We start from the raw sequence: 22,211 nt of genomic DNA on the forward strand, positions 1-22,211 counted from the left end.
ATTCCAGGGCATGGTCAGGCACCTCCTGACCGTATTTCATACCTGTAAACGATGTCTCCGGTTTAAAACGTAAAGGATGTCTCCGGTTTCTACCCGAGCAAGCCCGCTCCCACAGGGTTTGCGCTTGAATTAACCGCTAGGCGTTTGCCGAAAGCTCACCGCCAGGCGATTCCAGCTGTTGATGGTGCTGACGGCCATCGTCAGGTCGACCAGTTCGCCTTCGCTGAACTGCTCCCGGGCCAGGGCGTAAACGTCATCCGGCACGTGGTTTTGCGAGAGCAGGGTTACCGCTTCGGTCCAGGCCAGGGCGGCTCGCTCCCTAGGGTTGAAGAAATTGCTGTCGCGCCAGACTACGATCCCATACAGCCGGCGATCGCTCTCACCGAAGCGGCGCGCGTCCACCGAGTGCATGTCGGTGCAGAAGGCGCAGCCATTGAGCTGCGAGGCGCGGATTTTGATCAGGTTCAACAAGGCCGGTTCGATGCTCAGGTCGCGGGTCAAGGCCTCCATCGCGATCATGGCTTTCATCGCTTTGGGCGATGCGCTGTAGTAATCCAGACGGGCGTTCATGGCGGTGCCTCATGGCGCTGATCAGTGCCTCCACGGTAGGCGCTGATGCGCGAGGGTTACAGAGCCAATTCGGCGAAAATGCCATGGACCGCCCGGCAGAAGGCCAATCGGCGCTTTTTCGCCCACGCAACTTCTGTGCAGCCGTTCATGCGGGTAATCTGGCGCGACGCACAGTCGCCTCAACCGCCCAAGGAGCCCCGCCGGTATGGAACTTCATGTTGTCATCAACGGCCGCAAGGACCTGGCAGGCCAGTTGTACCGGCAACTGCGCAGCGCCATCGAATCCGGTCGCCTGGCAGCCGGGGCGCAACTGCCACCCAGCCGCTTGCTGGCCGAACAACTGGGGATCTCGCGCAAGACCATTTCCGACACGTATGCGCAACTGACCTACGAGAACTTCCTCACCGGGGTGATCGGCAAAGGCACTTACGTCAATGCCCGGGCGGCGAAAATCGTCCACAAGCAGAGCCATTCGGAGCTGGCCAGCTTTGATGTGATCGAGCGCTGGCGCAAGCTGCCGACGTTCTTGCGCCACCCGACGCTGGAAGGCTCGTTGCGTTATGAGTTCATCGGTGGCGCCACCAGCAAGGGCCAGTTTCCGCAGGACGATTGGCGCCGCTGCACCTCCCATGCCTTGCGCCAGATTGCCGGTTCCAAAGGTTTCTACAGCCAGCCCGAAGGCCTGCCGGCGCTGCGCAATGCCATCGCACGGCACATCGCGTTTTCGCGCGGGGTCAACTGTCAGGACGAAGACGTGGTGGTGTGCAATGGCGCCCAACAGGCGCTGGACCTGATTTCCCGGGTGTTGACCCAACCGGGCAGCCTCGTCGCCATGGAAGACCCCGGCTACCCGCCGGCGCGTCTGTTGTTCGGGAGCCATGGCGCAACGGTGGTCGGCGTGCCGGTGGATGCGCAAGGCATTCAGGTCGAGCATATTCCCGATGGTACCCGGCTGATTTACGTCACCCCGTCCCACCAGTTCCCCTTGGGCATGCCCCTAAGCCAGGCCCGCCGGGAAGCCCTGCTCGCAAGGGCCTATGAGCTGGGGGCGATCATCATCGAAGACGATTACGACAGCGAATTCCGCTACGAAGGCCGGCCCACCGACTCGCTGCAAAGCCTGGATGAGCGCGGCATCGTCGCCTACGTCGGCACTTTCTCAAAGACCCTGTTGCCGGAGTTGCGGCTCGGTTACGCGATTTTGCCACCGGCGATCCTCGAAGCGGTGATCCGCGCCAAGCAGCTCACCGACCTGCATACCTCCACCCTGCCCCAATGGGCGCTCGCCAAGTTCATCGCCGAGGGCTGTCTGCTCAAGCACATCCGGCGCTGCCATACGATTTACGCCGGGCGCCGTGAACGGATCCTGGCGCGCATGGCGGGCGACCTTTCACCGTGGTTCGAAGCGGTGCCAACCACAGCCGGGTTCCACATGGCGGTGCTGTGCAAGGTGCCGGTCGATATTCCATTGGTGATCGAATTGGCAAAAAAAGTCGAAGTGGGGCTCTATGCCCTGGACAGCTTTTTTTACCAGCAAGCGCCGCGGGCCGGGCTTTTCCTGGGATTCGGCGCGATCGAAACCCTGGACATCGACATCGCCCTGGACCGTTTGCGGGACATTTTGCAGCAGCTCGGTTGAGGGATTGGTCTGCGGCTTTATCTGGCGATTGGCTATTGGCGGTCTGGGGGGGCAGGCCTATCCTGATTGGGCGTTATCCCTCAATGAGCAGGATTCGTCCAGCCTGATTCAGGAGTGTGAGCAATGTCCAACGAAGTGATTACCACCGTAAAGGTGCAGGCTGCCGCCGGCCGCTCGGACGAACTGGGTAAGCAACTGCAAAAGATTGTCGACACCCTGCGCGAACTTCCGGGCTGTGACTCCTATATGGTCGACCGCTGCCCCGAGGACGACACCCGCTGGACAGTCAGCGCCCGCTGGCAATCGGAAGCGGCCATGCAATCGCATTTCAACTGCCCCGAAGTGCAAGGCTTCATCGGCCTGATCGACAGCCGACTGGCCAATGCCGTCAACTTCAACAGCTTTCCAATCGTTTAAAATCAAGACGCTCTGGTGATGATCGTTCCCACGCTCTGCGTGGGAATGCAGCCAGGGGCGCTCCGCGCCCCAAAAGCTGACGCAGAGCGTCCGGTGAGGCGTTCCCACGCAGAGCATGGGAACGATCAGCGGGTAACGTAGCTTCGGTCATTGGTCCCCTCACCTTCCCGAAAATTGGCCGTTTGATTGCCCGATAGCGCGGCTTACTGTGGTCCCTGACGACTCACCACCTCAGGTAATCAACCATGAAAACGCTTTGTTTTTTTGCCGCGCCTCTCGCCGCCCTGACGCTGAGCATTTCAGCCCCGACATTCGCCCACGAAACCGCTCCTTCAGAAAAAGTCACCGTCCTGCAGGACCAGATGCTGAAAAACGCCCCCGGCAAAAAAGCCTTGATGATCGAAGTCGATTACGAGCCGGGCCAATCGTCCATCGCCCATAAACACCAGGGCACGGCCATGGCTTACGTGCTTTCGGGGGAGATCATCTCTCAAGTCAAAGGCGAAAAAGCGATCACCTACAAGGCCGGTGAATTCTGGTACGAACCGGCGGGTTCTGAACATCTGGTCTCGAAAAATGCCAGCGCTACCCAACCCGCCAAGCTGCTGGTGTTCATGGTGTTGGCGCCGGATGAGAAAGTGTTGATTCCTTTGGAGAACTAATAGCTGAGGCGAAGCTGATGGCCCTATCGCGAGCAGGCTCGCTCCCACAGTAGATCGCATTCTTCTGGAAGAATCCGGTCACCTGTGGGAGCGAGCCTGCTCGCGAAGAGGCCCGACCAGACACAACAAAACCTTCAGACAAAAAAAAGCCCCATCTCTTTCGAGACGGGGCTTTTTCATTCAACGCCTATCAGGCAGCCGGTTCCAGCTCGGTGCTGACAGCGGCAGTCGCAGTGGCAGGCACCACCGCTTGACCGCTCAACGCCAGGTCCAGCAGTTCGCGGTTGGCCACCGCGTACATGGCGTAGTCGGTGCCGCTGGCGGCACGGATTTCCACCAGCATGGCGCGCCAGCGTTCGATCATGCCTTCGTGCTCTTCCATCCACAGCGCCAGGCGTGTTTCCACATCCTGGGTGCCGTCGCCCTGTTGCAGGACAGAGATGGTGATCGCACGTTGTTGCCAGTCGACGTCATCACGGAACGCTTCACGGGCCAGGGCCTGCCAGTTGTTTTCAACCGGCAGAGCGCTGATCTGTTGCAGGTACCAGGTGATGTCCAGCGCGCTGCCCACGGCGAAGTAGGCCTTGGCCACGTCCGCTGCGTTCTGGCCGGTCACATCCGAAGCTTCGATGATCGGCAGCAAGGTGTACAGGTGAGTGGTGCCTGCAACCATGCGCGCCAGCAACTCAGGCACGCCAGCCGCGACGTAAGCCTGGTAGCGGGTCTGCCAGCCTTCGCGGGTCGGGCCTTCCAGCAGTTCGTCGAGCTTGAGACCCAACGCCGCCAGGTGCGGACCGAAGTGCGCGACGTCACGGGCAGCGTTCTGCTCGTTGCGACGGCTGCGCAGGAACCAGCGCGTAGCGCGGCGACCCAGGCGCATCAGCTCGTCCATCAGCTCCAGTTGTACGTCGGCCGACACCTGATAATCCAGGGCTTCTATCTGCCGGAACCAGTGCGGGAGGTGGAAGATATCCCGAACTATTACATAGGCCCCCGCAACATTCGCCGGGCTCATGCCGGTCGACTCTTTGAGTCGTTGAACGAAGGTGATGCCCATGTGGTTCACCAGATCGTTGGCGATCTGGGTGCTGACGATTTCACGCTTCAGACGGTGACGGCGCATGGCAGCGGAGAACTTGCTCACCAGCGTCGGCGGGAAAGCGGTTTCCATGTCGCGGGTCAGGTAGTCGTCGTCCGGCACCAGGGAGTTGAGCAGCGCTTCCTTGAGGTCGATCTTGCTGTAGGAGATCAGCACCGACAGCTCGGCACGGGTCAGGCCATGGCCTTCCGCGAGGCGTTCGTTGATCGCTTCTTCAGCCGGCAGGAACTCGATGGCGCGATCCAGCTTGCCGCGGCCTTCCAGATCGTTCATCAGACGTTTGTATTCGGCAATCCGCACGAAGGCACGACGTGCCGCCAGGGACAGGGCCTGAGTCTGCTTGTAGTTGTTACCAAGCACCAGGTTGCCGACTTCGTCGGTCATGCTCGCCAGCAACTGGTTACGTTGCTTGTCGGTCATGTCACCGGCATGCACGACTTCGTTCAGCAGGATCTTGATGTTTACTTCGTGGTCGGAGCAGTCCACACCACCGGCGTTATCGATGAAGTCGGTGTTGGAGCCGCCGCCATTGAGGCCGAATTCGACACGACCCAATTGGGTCATACCGAGGTTACCGCCCTCGCCCACGACTTTGCAGCGCAGTTCGTTGCCGTTCACGCGCAGTGCATCGTTGGCCTTGTCGCCGACATCGGCGTGGCTTTCGCTGCTGGCTTTGACGTACGTACCGATACCGCCGTTCCACAACAGGTCTACCGGTGCCTTGAGCAAGGCATTCAGCAGTTCGGTCGGGGTCAGCTTGTCAGCCTGAATGTCGAAGCGCTCTTTCATCTGCGGGGAAATCGCGATGCTTTTCGCGCTGCGCGAGAAGATCCCGCCGCCTTCGGACATGATGCTGGTGTCGTAGTCCGACCACGCCGAACGCGGCAAGTCGAACAGACGCTGACGCTCGGCGAAGCTGTTGGCTGGCTCCGGGTTCGGGTCAATGAAGATGTGCAAGTGGTTGAAAGCAGCGACCAGTTGCAGCTTGTCGGACATCAGCAAGCCGTTACCGAACACGTCACCGGCCATGTCGCCGACGCCCACTACAGTGATGCTGTCTTCCTGAACATTGATGCCGCGCTCGCGGAAGTGGCGTTGTACGCCGACCCACGCGCCCTTGGCGGTAATGCCCATTTTCTTGTGGTCGTAACCAGCCGAGCCACCGGACGCAAAGGCGTCGCCGAGCCAGAAGCCGTAGTCGATGGCGATGCCGTTGGCGATGTCGGAGAAGGTTGCAGTGCCCTTGTCCGCCGCCACCACCAGGTACGGGTCATCGTCGTCATGACGCACGACGTTGGCCGGCGGTACCAGCGCGCCGTCTTTCAGGTTGTCGGTGATGTCCAACAGGCCCGAGATGAAGATGCGGTAGCAGGCGATGCCCTCGGCCGCGATCTCGTCACGGCTGCCGCCCAGTGGCAGGCGACGCGGCAGGAAGCCCCCCTTCGCACCCACCGGTACGATGACCGAGTTCTTCACTTGCTGGGCTTTTACCAGGCCCAGGACTTCGGTGCGGAAGTCTTCTTCACGGTCGGACCAGCGCAGACCACCGCGAGCAACGTTGCCAAAGCGCAGGTGCACGCCTTCAACACGAGGCGAGTAAACGAAGATTTCGAACTTCGGAACCGGCTTCGGCAGCTCTGGAATCTGGTGCGGGTTGAACTTGAAGCTGAAGTAGGACTTGTTCTGACCGTGGGCGTCGGTCTGGTAGAAGTTGGTCCGCAGGGTCGCTTTGATCAGGTCCAGGTAACGACGCAGGATGCGGTCTTCGTTCAGCACCTGGACATCGTCCAGTGCTGCCAGAATCGCGTGTTCCAGGCGTTGTTGCTTGTCTTCCAGATCATCGCTGGCAAGCTTGCGCGCCAGGTAGAAACGGGTCTTGAACAACCGGGTCAACTCGCGAGCGATGTCGGTGTGGTTGTTCAGGGTGCTGGCGATGTAACCCAGGTCGAAGCCCAGACGGATCTGCTTCATGTAACGGGCGTAGGCACGCAGCAGCGCCACATCGCGCCATGGCAGGCCGGCGGTCAGCACCAGACGGTTGAAGGCATCGTTCTCGGCATCGCCACGCACGATGTGGACGAAGGCGTCCTGCAAGGTGTCGTTGAGTTGCTGGATGTCGAGTTCCAGGCCTTCGGCGGCGGTGAACGCGAAGTCGTGAATCCAGAATTCGCGGCCATTGTTGTGACGCAGGCGATACGGGAATTCACCCAGCACGCGCAGGCCAAGGTTTTCCAGGATCGGCAACACGTCGGACAATGCCAGCGGGGTATCGGCGTGATACAGCTTGCAGTGCAGCATGCGCTGGCCGGAGACCTGGGCCAGCGGCTGATAGAAGCTCATCACCAGCGGATTTTTTTCGCTCAGGCTCAGCAGGTGCTGCATGTCGACCACAGCCGAGTGGGCTGCGAAACGCTCGCGGTAACCGGCCGGGAAGCCTTTCGGGAAGTCCGCCAGCACGTTGGTGCCGCTAGCCTCGCCGAAACTTTCAACTGTCAGGCTGGCGTAATCGTCCTGCCAGCTGCGGCAGGCCTGTACCACTTCTTTTTCCAGCAGCAGCGGATCGATGTCCAGACGGTTCTTCGGATCGACCCGCAGAATCAGTTGCACACGGGCCAGCACGGACTCGGAGAAGAAGGTCCAGAACTCGCAGTCCGAGGCTTTCAGGCGATCCATCAGCACTTGCTGGATCTTCTGGCGCACTTCGGTGGAGTAGATGTCGCGTGGCACGTAGGCCAGGCAGTAGCAGAAGCGGCCGTACGGGTCTTTGCGCAGGAACACGCGGATCTTGTTGCGTTCCTGGATCTGCACGATCGACATCACGGTGGTGAACAGCTCGTCCACCGGGGTCTGGAACAAGTCGTCGCGCGGCAACACTTCAAGCACCTGGGCCAATTCCTTGCCCAAGTGAGCCTTGGCCTGGAAGCCCGAACGCTGTTCGATGATCTCGACCTTGCGACGGATGTAAGGAATGACCCGCACGCTTTCGCCATACACCGACGAGGTGTACAGGCCCATGAAGCGGCATTCCTTGATGACTTTGCCATCGGCATCGATCTGGCGGATCGATACGTAATCCGGGTAAGCCGGACGGTGGACACGGCTTGGGTGTGCAGCCTTGGCGAACGACAGCGGCGTCGGTTCGCGCAGGTAGTTGACGGCGTAGTCTTCGATGCGCAGATCGTCGACGGTCAGGCCGGCACGCAGCAGTTTGGTCAGGCCGAGGAACGAATTCTGGTCATATTCGATGTGACCGCCGTTCTGATCCTCGCCCACCACGAACTCTTCGTAGCCCAGGAAGGTGAAGTGGTTGCCCACCAGCCATTCCAGGAAGCTCTTGATTTCGGACTTTTCGTCGGCGTTGATGATGAACTGGCTGTTGTCGATGCCTTCGATCAGCTCCTGGACCTTGGCTTTCATCGGTTCGAAATCGGCGACCGCGACGCGGACTTCACCGAGAACCTGCTCCAGCTCTTTGGTCAGGACGTTCAGTTCGGCCGTGTTGGCGCAACGGTCGATTTCCAGGTACATCAGCGATTCTTGCAGAATGCCTTCGCCCTGGGTGCCTTTGGGCAGGATTTCCAGCAGCTCGCCCTTGCTGCCGCGACGCACGCTCAGCACAGTGGTTTGCAGGGTATGAATGCTGTAGCCGCGACGGTTCAGCTCGGTGCGCACCGAGTCCACTAGGAACGGCAGATCGTGGTGCAGCACTTCGACCGCGGTGTGGGTCGACTGCCAGCCGTGGCGCTCGTAATCAGGGTTGTAGACGCGCACTTGCGGATGCGCGTGATCGAAGCGCTCAAGCAGGCGCCACGCAGAAAGGGTGCAGCCGGCGAGGTCGGACAACCGACGCTGGGTCAGCTCGTCCAGTGAAATAATGCCGAAGAATTGTTCAGCGAACAGCGCCACTTGTGGCAGTGCCTGTTCACTGATGTGCTGCGCCAGTGCCGCTTGCAGTTGGTGCTGGAAGTCGGCTTTGCTGGCTGCGGTGAAGAACGCCATCTGTGGTACTCCGCTTGGGCTTGTTATTGATGGAAGCGTCGCGTGCAAACCCCTTTCGGGGCAATCCGTCACCCTGTTCCTGATTCTCGGGCAGAGGAAACAGGATGACAGGTGGGTGAAGCTGGACGAGACACTCAGGTCACATTCACCTTCCAAGAATGGGCATCTGCAAAAACGACTGGCCTGGGTGCAGCGCAATGCCTTTACGGGTGCTCATCCGTTGCGCAGCTTAACGACTGCGGCAAGGGCCATGCTTGCAGCGCTGCGACATATTCGGTCAACGGTACGCAGCACGCGGCAGGTGCCTCGAACAACATTAGCAGTCGTGTAGAAAATCGGGCGCTTTATGCCCGGTTTTACGGCACCTGCGTGCCAAAAATGACCAGTAACACCCCGAATGTTCACGACACATCTTCTGACACTCAGCCGAGCAGAAATTCCCCAAGGCTGGCAGAATTGCTTTTTGTAACGTTCACCACGCTCGCCGAGCCAGGATTTTCCCCATGCAAATGACAACTGACCTCTTGATCGTCAACCCGTGCGACGAAGAAGAAGACAACTTGGCCATGCTCTGCTGCAACAGCGCCGAGGGCGAAATGTTCCTGATGAGCCGCTTTCCGGACGAGGATGAGCTGGAGATCATCTTCCACGACAAGCCTTCGGCCCTCAACGGTGTGAAAGTCACCCTCAGCCCTGACCGCCTGCTGATCGAAATCGCCGCCGCGGACGCCGATGTGCTCGATGGCGAAGATTCGTTGGAAATCCTGCACAGCACCGATGCGCAGGAACTGGCTGAGGTGGAAGAAACCTTGCAGAACATCCTCAAAGGGACTGGTACCTATGTAAGCCAGCTCTGAGCCTCGGAATCTCGGGCGCCTGAACCTGCCTCATCGCGAGCAGGCTCGCTCCCACATTTGATCGCATTTTCATGTGAGAACCCGGTCACCTGTGGGAGCGAGCCTGCTCGCGATGAGGCCAGCCAGATCACCACCCTGTCCCTCGCCTACAAATTTCCAACAATTTTGCCCATCAATTCCCGCACTTTGCACAAAATGCCGTTGGTCGCCGCCCCCCGCGATGGATTAAAGTAACGCCCCCAGCCCTGGCGTTATTCGAACGTCTTCGGTCACCCTTTCCAGGAACAGTCATCGATGGAACATCGTGAAGCGCTGCTCGCGCTGCGAACCTTTCTTTCAACGCAGATTCTCGGCCAGGAAAAACTCATCGAGCGCTTGCTCATCGCCTTGCTCGCCGACGGCCACATGCTGGTCGAGGGCGCCCCGGGCCTGGCCAAGACCAAGGCCATCAAAGAGCTCGCCGAAGGCATCGAAGCACAGTTCCATCGCATCCAGTTCACCCCCGACCTGCTGCCAGCCGACATCACTGGCACGGAAATCTATCGCCCGGAAACCGGCAGTTTCGTATTCCAGCAAGGCCCGATCTTCCACAATCTGGTGTTGGCGGACGAAATCAACCGTGCTCCGGCCAAGGTTCAGTCGGCCCTGCTTGAAGCCATGGGCGAACGCCAGGTCAGCGTCGGGCGCAGCACCTACGACCTGTCGCCGCTGTTTCTGGTCATGGCCACGCAAAACCCCATCGAGCAGGAAGGCACCTACCCGCTGCCCGAAGCCCAGCTCGACCGTTTCCTGATGCACGTGAAAATCGGTTTCCCTGACGCCGCCGTCGAGCGCCGGATTCTGCAACAGGCTCGCGGCGAAGCGCTGCATGGCGAAACCAAACCCGAACGCCGAGTCAGCCAGCAGGCGATCTTCGCCGCGCGCAAGGAAATCCTCGGGTTGTACATGGCCGACGCCGTGGAGGAATACCTGGTGCAACTGGTCATGGCCACACGTACGCCGGCCAAGTTCGACCCGGAAATGGCCGAATGGATCGCCTACGGCGCCAGCCCCCGTGGCTCCATTGCCCTGGACCGTTGCGCCCGGGCCCACGCCTGGCTGGCCGGTCGCGACTTCGTCAGCCCGGAAGACATTCAGGCGGTGCTGTTCGATGTGTTGCGCCACCGCATCATTCTTTCCTTCGAAGCCGAAGCCGCTGGCATCGACCAGGACCGGGTGGTCCAGCGGATTCTCGACGTCGTAGCCGTCGCTTGACCCCGATGAACGCCCTCCTGCCGCCCGAGCCGGGCATCCGTGTCAGCCTTTCCGAGCTGATCCAGATGCGTCATCGCGTGCGCGAAGTGCAGTTGTTTTCCACGCCGAGCCAGCGCAGCCCGCTGATCGGCCTGCACCATTCCAAACTGCGCGGGCGCGGGGTGGACTTCGATCAGGTGCGGGTGTATCAGGCCGGCGATGACGTGCGAAGCATCGACTGGCGCGTCACCGCCCGGACCCAGGAGCCCCATACCAAGCTGTTCCACGAAGAACGCGAGCGGCCGATTTTCATCATGGTCGAACAGAGCCGTCGACTGTTTTTCGGCTCGGGGCTGATGTTCAAATCGGTGCTTGCTGCCCAGGCGGCGAGCCTGATTGGCTGGGCCGCGCTGGGCCATAACGACCGGGTCGGCGGGCTGGTGTTCGGCGACGACGAGCACTACGAGATCAAACCGCGACGCAGCAAGCAAAGCCTGCTGCAATTGCTCAACCGACTGGTGCGGGTCAATCAGTCGCTGCATACCGAACGCGAGCCCGACCGCGACGCCTTCGGCATTGCCCTGCGCCGCGCCCGGGAAGTATTGCGCCCCGGCAGCCTGGTGATCGTGATCTGCGACGAACGCGCCTTGTCCGACAGTGCCGAACAGCAGCTGAGCCTGTTGTCGCGCCATTGCGACCTGTTGCTGCTGCCCGTGTCCGACCCGCTGGATCACGCCCTGCCCGCTGCCGGGCTTTTACGCTTCGCGGAACGGGGCGCACAGCTGGAACTCGACACGTTGAATTTCGACTTGCGCCAGGCTTATCGCGCACAGGCTGAAGCGCGCATCGCCCGCTGGGAGCTGCTGGCGCAAAAGTTGCGGGTATTGCTGATGCCTTTGAGCACCCAAAGCGAAATGGTCGAGCAACTGCGCGAATACCTCAATCCTCAACGTCCGGGGAAAGGTCGATGAGCAGCCTCGATCAACTGCAACCGCTGATTTCCCCGCCACCGATCGGCTTCTGGCCGCCGGCGCCGGGCTGGTGGCTGCTGCTGTTATTGCTGCCATTGATCGGTTTCGGCCTGTGGCAGTTGCGCCGCTTCATCCCGAACAAGCGCCCTATCGTCCGTGCCGAACAACCGCTGGACCCGGTGCGTCTCGCTGCGCTGGCCGAACTCGCCCGGATGCCCAAGCCCTACGACGGCGCCCCGGCCGGTGCCTGGCTGCAGCAACTCAACGGCTTGCTCAAACGCCTGTGTCGCAACCATTACCCCTACAGCCAGAGCCACACCCTTAACGGTCGCAAATGGCTGGCGTTCCTTGATAACCGCTGCCCGGCCGCCGGCCTCACGCGCTGGATGGTGCTAGTGGAAGGCGCCTACAAACCCGAATGCAAACTCGACGACAAGGCCATCGCCGGCCTGACTCAAGCTGTCGACACCTGGATTCGCAAACATGTTTGAGTTCACCTGGCCGTGGATCTTCGCCCTGCTGCCACTGCCCTGGCTGATGCGGGTGCTGCTGCCGGTGGCCGACAGTGGCGAACCGGCGCTCAAAGTCAGCTTCCTGAGCGACCTCGAAGGCCTCGCTCGCCGTCGTGCCCGGGCGAATCTGCCAGCGTGGCGCCAGCAAGCCCCATTCATTCTGCTATGGCTGTTATTGCTGATCGCTGCCGCACGCCCGCAATGGCTCGGCGAGCCCCTGCCGATTGCCGCCAGCGGCCGCGACTTGCTGGTGGCGGTGGACGTGTCCGGCTCGATGGATTTTCCCGACATGCAGTGGCAGGACGAAGACGTCAGCCGACTGACATTGGTGCAACATTTGCTCGGTGATTTTCTTGAAAGCCGCGACGGCGACCGGGTCGGCTTGATCCTGTTCGGCAGCCAGGCGTATCTGCAAGCGCCGCTGACTTTCGACCGGCACACCGTGCGCGTATGGCTCGACGAAGCGCGGATCGGCATCGCCGGCAAAAACACCGCCATCGGCGACGCGATTGGCCTGGCCCTCAAACGTCTGCGCCAACGCCCGGCACAAAGCCGCGTGCTGATTCTGGTTACCGACGGTGCCAACAACGGCGGTGAAATCGATCCGCTGACCGCCGCACGGCTGGCAGCCAACGAAGGGGTGAAAATCTACCCGATCGGTATCGGCGCCGACCCGGAACAAAGCGGCACCCTGGGATTCCTTGGCATCAACCCGAGCCTGGACCTCGACGAACCGGCCTTGAAAGCCATCGCCCAAGCCACCGGCGGCCAATACTTCCGCGCCCGCGACGGCGAAGAACTGCAAGCGATCAAGCGCACCCTCGACAAACTGGAGCCGGTGACCCAGCAACCCACTCAGGCCCGCCCGGCCCAAGCGTTGTATCACTGGCCTTTGGCGATGGCACTGCTGTTGAGCATGCTGCTGGTGATCCGCGAGCGCTGGCCGGATAACCCTTTGCAACGGCTGTTTAGCAAGGAGCTGTTTACCAAAGAGCGGTTTCTGCAAACGCAACTGCCCGACTGGCGTCAGCGGCTCAAACGCCTGCGCCTGCGGAGGCGCCGATGATTGCGCTCTGGCCGCACTGGTTCCGCCCTTGGTGGCTGCTATTGTTGCCGTTGCTGGGCTGGTTGCTCTGGCAACTCTGGCATCGACAGAAACGCGCTGGCCGCTGGCAAATGATTCTGCCGCCGGCCTTCCATGCCGCGCTGCTCAGCGGTGGCAGCGGTCGCGAAAGCAAACTGCCGTGGGTCGCCCTGGGCCTGGCCTGGGTGCTGACCGTGCTGGCCCTGCTGGGGCCGAGCTGGCAGCGCGTCGAACAAACCAGCCAGAAACCCGCCGACCCGCTGGTGGTGTTGCTTGAGCTGACCCCGGAAATGCTCGCCACCGATAGTGCGCCGAACAGACTGGAACAAGCCCGGCGCAAACTGTTCGATCTGCTGCAAAATCGCAGCGACGCGCAGACCGCAATCATTGTCTACGCCGGCAGCGCCCACACCTTGGTGCCGCTGTCGGATGACCTGTCGACCAGCCGCAACCTGGTGGATGCGCTCAAGCCGTCGCTGATGCCCCAAGCCGGTCATCGTGCCGATCTGGCAGTGGCCAAGGCCCTTGCGCTGCTGGATCAGGGCGCCCTCGGCCAGGGTCGGATCCTGCTGATCGGTTCGTCGCTGACGGAACAGGAGCGCCAAGGGATTCGTCAGGCGCTGGACGACAAGTCCACGCAATTTCTGATGCTCGGTATCGGCACCGCCGAAGGTGCGCCGGTCGCGCAGGACGACGGCAGTTTCCTCAAGGATGACCTGGGCGCCATTCTGGTGCCCCGCCTGGACGGCCCCAGCCTGAAAGCCTTTGCCAATGGCCTGGGCGGACGTTATCGCCAGGCGCGTCTGGACGATGCCGACCTGCGCGGCCTTGGCCTGCTCGATGGGCCACGGGATCTGCGCAACGACGGTCAGACGTTGCGCCTCGACACCTGGGCCGATCAAGGCTATTGGCTGCTGCTGCCACTGTTGTTACTGGCCGCCTGTGCCGGGCGCCGCGGTTGGCTGTTCTGCCTGCCGCTGCTGTTCCTGCTGCCGCAACCGAGCTACGCCTTCGATTTCGAAGACTTGTGGCTGCGTCCCGATCAGCAGGGCCTGCATTTGCTCAAACAAAAGCGCCCGGCCGAGGCCGCGCAGCATTTCGAAGATCCGCAGTGGCAAGGCGTGGCGCTCTATGAGGCCGGCGACTACAGTGGCGCCGCCCAGCGGTTTACCCAAGGCACCGATGCCCACGCCCACTACAATCGGGGTAACGCCCTGGCCAAAAGCGGTGAGCTGGAAGCAGCGCTGGATGCTTACGATCAAGCCCTTGAACGTCAACCGGATCTACGCCCGGCCCTGACCAACAAGGCATTGGTGGAAAGCCTGCTCAAGCAGAAAACCTCAGCGCCGCCCGTCGAGCCGGACAAAACCGCCGATGGCAAAACCGAAACCATCACCCAGGAACCGCCGCCGGGCAGCGCCACCCAACCCAGCAATGGCGAGCCGAAAACCGACGCTGAGCAGACCACACCGGACGCCGGGCAGCCGCCCACGACGCCACCGCAACCGGGCGCCAATGAAGTCCCGGGCAGCGAGTTGGGGGATGAGCAAAGCACCACGCCACCACGACGCCCGGCCAGCGACATGATTGAAGGCGAACAGCGCCAGGCGCTGGAGCAATGGCTGCGCAAGATCCCGGATGACCCCGGCGAATTGCTCAGACGCAAATTCTGGTACGAACAGCAACAACATCAGGATCAGGAAAAAACTCGATGACCCGCTTCACCGCCTTCTTGCTCGCATTGTTGCCCGCCCTGTTGCTCTGCACCGTTCAGGCCCAGGCTGTGGAGCTGGTCGCCAGCGTAGATCGCAGCCGCCTGAATTCCGGCGAGACGGTCGAACTGACCCTGGAGACCAGCGACGTGACCCAGTTCGGCAAACCCGACCTGTCCCCGCTGGAGCCGCTGTTCGAAGTGCGCGGCACCCGCCAGGTCAACCAACTGAACACCCTCAACGGCAACACTCAGGCGACCACGCGCTGGATCATCACCCTGCTGCCCCGGCAAAACGGCAGCGTGGTGATTCCATCGCTGCAACTGGGCGACGTCCAGAGCCAGCCGATTACCGTGCAGGTGATCGAGAGCGAAACCCAGGACAGCAGCAACACACTGGCGCCGGTGTTCATCGAAGCCAGCCTCGACCAGAACAGCGTCTATGTGCAGGCTCAGGCGATCCTGACCTTGCGCATCTACCATTCGGTGTCGCTGTACGACGACAGCAGCCTGACCCCGTTGCAGATTCCCGATGCGCGTATCGAACAGCTGGGCGAGTCGCGCACCTACGAAAAAGTCATCAACGGATTGCGCCATGGCGTGATCGAAATGCGCTACGCGATCTACCCGCAGCACAGCGGTGAATTGACCATTCCGGCACAGATGTTCAGTGCCACGCCGGTCGATACCCGGCCGTCCCAGGACGCAACACCTCAAGGGCCAAAACCGGGCAAGCAGATGCGCGTCAAATCCGCCGAGATCCCGCTGACGGTCAAGGCCAAACCCGACACGTATCCGGCCGATGTTCCCTGGCTGCCGGCCCGCAGCCTGAGCCTCGGCGAAAGCTGGAGCCCGGAACCGGATCATTTGCAGGTTGGCGACTCGCTGACCCGCAGCTTGACCCTGAACGCCGAAGGCCTCGCCAGTTCGCAATTGCCACCGTTGCCCGCCACCGAGATCAACGGCCTGCGGCGCTACCCGGATCAACCGGTGCTGGGCAACCAGAGCAGCGAGCGCGGCTTGATCGGCAGTCGCGAGGACCGTGAAGCCCTGGTGCCGACCCGCACCGGCAACATTGATTTGCCAAGCGTTGAAGTGGTCTGGTGGAACACCTTCGAGGATCATCTGGAACACAGCAGCCTGCCGGCCCGTACGCTGCAAGTGGCGAGCAATCCAAGCCTGATCGTCGATACCCCGGCGGGCAGCCCGCAGGTGATGTCCGGTGCCAACAACGAAGCCCTCTGGTGGAAACTCAGCACCGTGATCCTGGCCTGCACCACCCTGCTGGGCTTCGGCCTCTGGTGGCGCGCCCGCTGGCAACCGGCGATCCTGCGGGCGGCGCAGACCGGCCCAAGCCCACGCACCTTGCTCGACGACCTCAAACGCGCCTGTCAGGCCAACGACTCCCACGCCACTCGCCAGGCCCTCGACGCCTGGGCACGACAACAACCGGAAACCCTGGCCGACATGGCGGCGCGTTTTGTGCCGCTGTCTGATGCACTGGACGGCCTGAACGGCGCGCTGTACAGCGAAACCGGTCAGTACTGGCAGGGCGAGGATCTCTGGCGCGCGATTCGGGCGATCCCCACGGCCGAAGGGGTTCAGGATCTGGTTGGCGATACCGGGTTGCCGCCGCTTTATCCGAAATAATCCCGCTCAATGGAATGAATGAGCTGTTGTGGCGAGGGGGCTTGCCCCCGTTCGGCTGCGAAGCAGTCGTGAATCCAGGCAACTCGGTGGGCCTGACGAATTGTAGGGGGGCGCTTCGCGCCCCAACGGGGGCAAGCCCCCTCGCCACAGAAAAGCCCCACTCACCACAAAATCAGTGTCTGACCACATCCCATGTGTTTGCCAGTAAACTCTCCCCTCTTTAGCCGCCACCCTTTTCCTCGCGGCCATCACCTTATTTTGTTGCGGAGTACGCCTTGCGTCTGTTTCACACCTCCGACTGGCACCTTGGGCAGAACCTGCACGGCCAGGAGCGCGATTTCGAGCACGCCTGTTTCCTTGACTGGCTGCTGCGTCAGCTGAAGCTGGATCAGCCTGATGTGCTGCTGATCGCCGGCGATATCTTTGACACGGTCAATCCGCCGGTCAAAGCCCAGGAACGCCTCTACGACTTCATCGTCAGCGCCCACGAGCAGCAGCCGTTGCTGACCATCGTGATGATCGCCGGCAACCACGACTCCGGCTCGCGCATCGAACTGCCCGCGCCGTTGATGCGGCGCTTGCGCACTCACGCCCTCGGTCGCGTGCTGTGGCTCGATGACGGCCAACTGGATGCCGAACGTTTGTTGTTGCCGTTGCCTGATGCCAGCGGCGAAATTGCCGCCTGGTGCCTGGCGTTGCCGTTCTTGCGCCCCGCCGAAGTGACCGGCGCGCATTTGGGCGATAACTACTTGCGCGGCATTGGCCAGGTTCATGAATGGCTGATCGAAGCGGCCAACGCCAAGCGCAAGCCGGGCCAGGCGTTGATCGCCATCAGCCATGCGCACATGGCCGGTGGTTCGGTCTCGGAAGATTCCGAGCGCAGCCTGATCATTGGCAACGCCGAAGCCCTGCCCGCCAGTCTGTTCGGGCCGAGCATCAGTTATGTCGCCCTCGGGCATTTGCACAAGCCGCAGAAGGTCAACGGTGAAGAGCGCATCCGCTACTGCGGCTCACCGATTCCGTTGTCGTTCTCCGAGATCAATTACCAGCATCAGATCCTCGACATTCAGCTCGATGGCGAAACATTGGTCAGCGTCGAACCGCGCCTGATTCCGCGCTCTGTCCACTTGCAACGCCTCGGCGCCGCGCCGTTGGCGGAAATCCTGTTGCAACTGGCCGACCTGCCCAACATCGACCTGCTCGCCGATATCCAGCGCCAGCCGTGGCTGGAAGTGCGGGTCCGTCTCGACGAACCGCAACCGGACCTGCGCCATCAAGTGGAAACCGCCCTGCAAGGCAAAGCCGTGCGGCTGGTGCGGATTGCTGCCGAGTACGCCGGCAACGGCAGCCGCGACGGCGTCGATGACGGCACAACCTTGATCGAACTGGATCAGCTTTCGCCCCAGGAACTGTTCAGCCGCGCGTGGCAGGACAACTACGGCAGCGAGGTCGACGAGCAAACGCTCAAGGACTTCGCCGAGCTGTTGCAAGACGTGCAGATGGAGAGCGAACAACCATGAAAATTCTCGCGATCCGCCTGAAAAACCTCGCCTCTTTGGCCGGGCCGTTTGAAATCGACTTCACTGCGGAGCCCTTGGCCAGTGCCGGTCTGTTCGCGATTACCGGGCCGACCGGTGCGGGCAAAAGCACACTGCTCGACGCCCTGTGCCTGGCGCTGTTTGGCGCCGTGCCACGCCTGAACAACACCGGCCGCGACGCCAAGGTCCCGGACGCCGATGGTGAAATCGGCACTGGTGACCCGCGCACACTGCTACGGCGTGGCACCGGCGAAGGGTATGCAGAAGTGGATTTCGTCGGCATCGACGGTCGCCGCTATCGCGCTCGCTGGGAGGCCAATCGCGCCCGGGAAAAGGCCGGCGGCAAACTGCAAGCCAGTCGCCAGAGCCTGCGTGACATCGATCAGGATCAACTGCTGGCCAGCCAGAAAGGCGAATACAAAGCACAGCTCGAAGCCGCGCTGGGCCTGAACTTCGAACAGTTCACCCGCGCCGTCATGCTGGCCCAGAGCGAGTTCAGCGCCTTCCTCAAGGCTGACGACAACGACCGCAGCGAGCTGCTGGAAAAGCTCACCGACACCGCGCTCTACACCCGTCTCGGTCGCCGCGCCTTTGACAAGACCAAGGAAGCTCGCGAAGCCCACAAGCTGTTGCAGGATCAGGCCACCGGGGTGACGCCGCTGTCGCCAGAAGCCCGGGCCGAACTCGATGAGCGCTTCAACGACGCTCAGCAGCAACTCAAGACCCAGCAGGCGCAGCTCAAACAGCTGGAGTTGCAACACACCTGGCTCAAGGACCTGCGCCAGTTGCAAGACTCGCAACAGAGCGCCACCGAGCAACTGCAATCTGCCCAGCAACACTGGAACAGCCTGGCCGGCGAGCGCTTGAAGCTGACTCGCCTGGAGCAATTGGCCCCGCAACGGCATCAGTTCGCGCGCAAGACCGAACTTACCGCCCAGCTCACGCCGCTGGCAGCGCAGATTCAGCAACACACGCAACAGCAAAGCGAGCTGATCGAGCGACAGACTCAACTCGAACAGAGCCTGAGCACCGCCCAAACGGCGCTGACCCACGCGCAAAGCCAACACACATCCAGAGCGCCACTGCTGCGCCAAGCCTTCGAAGAGCAAAGCACCCTCGCCCGCCTGGTCAAGGACGCCAGCCTCAGTGCCGACCTCAAGCAGCAGGCGGAACAGGCCTGCACTCAGGGTCAGGGCACGATTCAGGGTTTGCTCGAGCAACAGAAACAGGTCGCCGAACGGTTGCAGCGGATTGCCGGGGAGCTTGAGCAAAGCACTCATCTGGCGCCATTGGGCGATGCCTGGAACGCCTACCGCGATCGCCTGCAACAACTGATGCTGATCGGCAATCGCCTGAACAAGGGCCAGGCCGAACTGGCCGCCCTTGAGCAAAGCGCCGCTCGCGCCGCCGAGGAACTGGCCACACAACGCCAGAGCCTTGAGGTGCTGTACAAAGAAGCTGGCGCCGAGCCTGAAGCGGTGGCCGAGCAGATTCAGATCCTCGGCAGTTTGCTGCAGGACAACCGCAAGCAACTGCGGGCCTTTGAAGAGCTGACGCGGCTTTGGGCCAGCCAGCAGGAACTGGACAAACGCGGCGCCGAGCTTCAACAGCGGCAACTCGCCGCTCAGCAAGACCGCGATCGTCTGACCCAGGACGGGGTGAAGACCAAGGCCGAACTAAGCGTCGCCGAACAGACCCTGACCGTTACCCGCGAACTGCTGGAACGTCAGCGTCTGGCGCGCAGTGCCAGTGTCGAAGAACTGCGCGCGCAGTTGCAGGACGATCAGCCGTGCCCGGTTTGTGGCAGCCCGGATCATCCTTATCACCAGCCTGAAGCCTTGCTGCAAAGCCTCGGCCGGCATGATGAAAGCGAACAGGCCAACGCTCAGAAAGCCGTCGACCTGCTCAAGGAAAAACTCACCGATCTGCGTGCCGAAGTCGGCGGCTTGATTGCTCAGCAAAAAGAACTGCTGCAACAGCAAGAACAGCTCGCGACTCAGCAACAAAGCCTGACCCCGAGCCTGGAGGCGCACCCACTGTCCGCGCAACTGTTGGCCCAGGACGCAAGCAAACGCGATGCCTGGCTAACCCAACAAAGCAGCCAGTTGAACCAGAGCATCACGCAGGATGAACAACGGCAAACCGCCCTGCTCACCCTGCAACAGGATGCCGCGCGCCTTGCGCAGCAACTGCGCAGTGCTGAAACGGCGAGTCAGCAAGCCACACAACACCTGATCAACCAACAACGTGAACTGAGCAGTGATCGCCATCGTCTGGACGAAGAACTGAAGGCGTTCAGCACCCTGCTCCCGGCCGACACGCTGGAGGCCTTGCGCAACGAACCCGCCGCGACCTTCATGCAGCTCGACCGGCAGATCGCCCAGCGCCTGCAACAACTCGACCAGCAGCGCGAAGAACTCGGCGAACAGCAACAGCGCCAGCAGACGCTGGAGAAAGAACAGTACCAACAGCAGACCCGCATCCAGCAACAGGAAGCTGCGCAGCAGCAGTTCACGGCGCTGACCGGGCAGCAACAGGCTTGCCAGGAAAAACTGACGCAACTGCTGGGCGAACATGCCAGCGCCGAACAGTGGCAGCAGCAACTTGATCAGGCCGTCGAGCAGGCGCGCACTGCCGAAGCAACGGCCAATCAGGAACTGCAAACCGTACGCACGCGCTTGGTGCAACTGGCCGCTGAACTCAAAGCGCAGCAGGAACGTTCGCAGGCCCTGGAAACCGAAGATCGCGAGCTGAGCGCCAAGATCGCCGACTGGCGTGCGCAGCATCCAGAGCTGGACGACGGCGGACTGGAAGATCTGTTGAGCGTCGACGACCAACACGTCAGCGAACTGCGTCAACGTTTGCAGCAGAGCGAAAAAGCCATCGAGCAAGCCAAAGTGCTGCTGCAGGAGCGGGATAAGCGCCTGCTCGATCATCAGGCGCAGCACAACGGCAATCTCGATGCCGAACAACTGGCCACGACGCTGGCAGAGCTGCAAAACCTGTTCGCCGCCAGCGAACATCGTTGCGCCGAATTGCGTGCAGAACAGGCCGAGGATCAGCGCCGACAGAATGCTAATCAGGCGCTGGCACAACAGATCGCCGACGCCTACGCCGAGTATCAGCGCTGGGCGCGGTTGAATGCATTGATCGGTTCGGCCACCGGCGACACCTTCCGCAAGATCGCCCAGGCCTACAACCTTGACCTGCTGGTGCATCACGCCAACGTCCAGCTGCGGCAACTGGTGCGGCGCTATCGGTTGAAACGTGGCGGCAGCATGCTCGGGTTATTGGTGATGGACACCGAGATGGGCGACGAACTGCGCTCGGTGCATTCGCTGTCCGGCGGCGAGACGTTCCTGGTGTCACTGGCCCTGGCGCTTGGTTTGGCGTCGATGGCTTCGAGCACGCTGAAAATCGAATCGCTGTTCATCGACGAAGGCTTCGGCAGTCTCGATCCTGAATCCCTGCAACTGGCCATGGACGCTCTCGACGGTTTGCAGGCGCAAGGACGCAAGGTCGCGGTGATTTCCCACGTGCAGGAAATGCATGAACGGATTCCGGTGCAAATCCAGGTTCACCGTCAAGGCAACGGCCTGAGTACGCTGGAGGTGAAATGAATACGCTGTATTCGTTCCGCCGCTGCCCCTACGCCATGCGCGCACGCATGGCCCTACGCTACTCGGGGGTTGAGGTGAATATCGTCGAGGTCAGCCTCAAGGCCAAACCCGCCGAAATGCTCGCACTGTCGAGCAAAGGCACAGTACCGGTGCTGAGTGTGGATGGGCGGGTGATCGATGAAAGCCTGGATATCATGCGCTGGGCACTGGCGCAGAACGATCCGCAAGACTGGTTGCTCAAGGATGACCCGCAAGCACAGCAACGCAGCGCCGCGTTGATCGAAGAGAACGATCAAGTGTTCAAGTTGCACCTGAATCGCTACAAGTACGCCGAGCGTTATCCCGAGCAGCCGATGGCGTTTTACCGGTCTGAGGGCGAGGTGTTTTTGCGCAAGCTGGATGAATTGCTGGAGGGGCGTGACTACTTGCTGGCCGATCACCCGAGCCTGACGGATATCGCCCTGATGCCGTTCGTGCGGCAGTTCGCCCACGTGGATCGCGAGTGGTTCGGGCAGACGCCTTATGTGCGATTGCAGGCGTGGTTGCAGCGCTTCATCGAGTCAGACCTGTTCACCGGTGTGATGGCAAAGCAAAAGTAAGAGCATTCCATTGTGGCGAGGGGGCTTGCCCCCGTTAGGCTGCGCAGCAG

General features: G+C 61.5%; 15 protein-coding genes. 13 read left to right on the top strand and 2 right to left on the bottom strand.

The genetic code is table 11. The features are described 5' to 3' along the window. Window positions 1-129: 129 nt before the first annotated feature. Window positions 130-570: a carboxymuconolactone decarboxylase family protein gene (locus tag ACZ9IM_RS27615; RefSeq protein ID WP_476225546.1), complete on the bottom strand. Its 441-nt coding sequence runs from the start codon at window positions 568-570 to the stop codon at window positions 130-132. 205 nt (window positions 571-775) lie between these two features. On the opposite strand from ACZ9IM_RS27615, the gene pdxR reads away from it, so the two are divergent. The 3 genes from pdxR (at window position 776) to ACZ9IM_RS27630 (ending at window position 3,288) form a co-directional block, all read left to right on the top strand. Continuing rightward, window positions 776-2,209 (top strand): MocR-like pyridoxine biosynthesis transcription factor PdxR, encoded by a 1,434-nt coding sequence (gene pdxR / locus ACZ9IM_RS27620; RefSeq protein ID WP_427628043.1) that lies wholly within the window; start codon window positions 776-778, stop codon window positions 2,207-2,209. A 123-nt stretch (window positions 2,210-2,332) separates the two neighbouring features. Next, the gene (locus ACZ9IM_RS27625; RefSeq protein ID WP_476225548.1) at window positions 2,333-2,626 is read left to right on the top strand and encodes a putative quinol monooxygenase; all 294 of its coding nucleotides are present in this window, start codon (window positions 2,333-2,335) and stop codon (window positions 2,624-2,626) included. A gap of 245 nt (window positions 2,627-2,871) precedes the next feature. Then, a complete protein-coding gene (locus ACZ9IM_RS27630; RefSeq protein ID WP_427628041.1) occupies window positions 2,872-3,288 on the top strand; it encodes a cupin domain-containing protein in 417 nt (138 codons plus the stop codon). A gap of 190 nt (window positions 3,289-3,478) precedes the next feature. Here the strand turns inward: ACZ9IM_RS27630 and ACZ9IM_RS27635 are convergent, their stop codons facing one another. Further along, window positions 3,479-8,386: an NAD-glutamate dehydrogenase gene (locus ACZ9IM_RS27635; RefSeq protein ID WP_476225549.1), complete on the bottom strand. Its 4,908-nt coding sequence runs from the start codon at window positions 8,384-8,386 to the stop codon at window positions 3,479-3,481. A 503-nt stretch (window positions 8,387-8,889) separates the two neighbouring features. On the opposite strand from ACZ9IM_RS27635, the gene ACZ9IM_RS27640 reads away from it, so the two are divergent. The 10 genes from ACZ9IM_RS27640 to ACZ9IM_RS27685 all read left to right on the top strand — a co-directional run bounded on the left by ACZ9IM_RS27640 (window position 8,890) and on the right by ACZ9IM_RS27685 (window position 22,161). Further along, a complete protein-coding gene (locus ACZ9IM_RS27640) occupies window positions 8,890-9,243 on the top strand; it encodes a hypothetical protein (protein ID WP_476225551.1) in 354 nt (117 codons plus the stop codon). A 294-nt stretch (window positions 9,244-9,537) separates the two neighbouring features. Next, a complete protein-coding gene (locus ACZ9IM_RS27645; protein ID WP_007901181.1) occupies window positions 9,538-10,497 on the top strand; it encodes an AAA family ATPase in 960 nt (319 codons plus the stop codon). Between the two features lie 5 nt (window positions 10,498-10,502). Further along, window positions 10,503-11,447 (top strand): DUF58 domain-containing protein, encoded by a 945-nt coding sequence (locus tag ACZ9IM_RS27650; RefSeq protein WP_008067941.1) that lies wholly within the window; start codon window positions 10,503-10,505, stop codon window positions 11,445-11,447. Continuing rightward, a complete protein-coding gene (locus ACZ9IM_RS27655) occupies window positions 11,444-11,938 on the top strand; it encodes a DUF4381 domain-containing protein (protein ID WP_007901179.1) in 495 nt (164 codons plus the stop codon). The genes ACZ9IM_RS27650 and ACZ9IM_RS27655 overlap by 4 nt, the downstream gene beginning before the upstream one ends. After that, entirely contained in the window at window positions 11,931-13,025 is a 1,095-nt protein-coding gene (locus tag ACZ9IM_RS27660; RefSeq protein WP_476225553.1) for a vWA domain-containing protein, read from the top strand. The genes ACZ9IM_RS27655 and ACZ9IM_RS27660 overlap by 8 nt, the downstream gene beginning before the upstream one ends. After that, a complete protein-coding gene (locus tag ACZ9IM_RS27665; RefSeq protein ID WP_427627616.1) occupies window positions 13,022-14,758 on the top strand; it encodes a tetratricopeptide repeat protein in 1,737 nt (578 codons plus the stop codon). The genes ACZ9IM_RS27660 and ACZ9IM_RS27665 overlap by 4 nt, the downstream gene beginning before the upstream one ends. Beyond that, window positions 14,755-16,404 (top strand): BatD family protein, encoded by a 1,650-nt coding sequence (locus ACZ9IM_RS27670; RefSeq protein WP_476225555.1) that lies wholly within the window; start codon window positions 14,755-14,757, stop codon window positions 16,402-16,404. Before ACZ9IM_RS27665 ends, ACZ9IM_RS27670 begins: the two co-directional genes overlap by 4 nt. Before the next feature lie 275 nt (window positions 16,405-16,679). Next, window positions 16,680-17,924, top strand: a complete 1,245-nt coding sequence (locus ACZ9IM_RS27675) for an exonuclease SbcCD subunit D C-terminal domain-containing protein (protein WP_427627613.1) — start codon at window positions 16,680-16,682, stop codon at window positions 17,922-17,924. Continuing rightward, window positions 17,921-21,562, top strand: a complete 3,642-nt coding sequence (locus tag ACZ9IM_RS27680) for an AAA family ATPase (protein ID WP_476225556.1) — start codon at window positions 17,921-17,923, stop codon at window positions 21,560-21,562. Before ACZ9IM_RS27675 ends, ACZ9IM_RS27680 begins: the two co-directional genes overlap by 4 nt. Then, on the top strand, window positions 21,559-22,161 hold the full coding sequence (locus tag ACZ9IM_RS27685; RefSeq protein ID WP_476225557.1) for a glutathione S-transferase: 603 nt from the start codon (window positions 21,559-21,561) through the stop codon (window positions 22,159-22,161). The genes ACZ9IM_RS27680 and ACZ9IM_RS27685 overlap by 4 nt, the downstream gene beginning before the upstream one ends. Window positions 22,162-22,211: the final 50 nt, after the last annotated feature.

The organism is Pseudomonas sp. TE12508, from assembly GCF_056279485.1.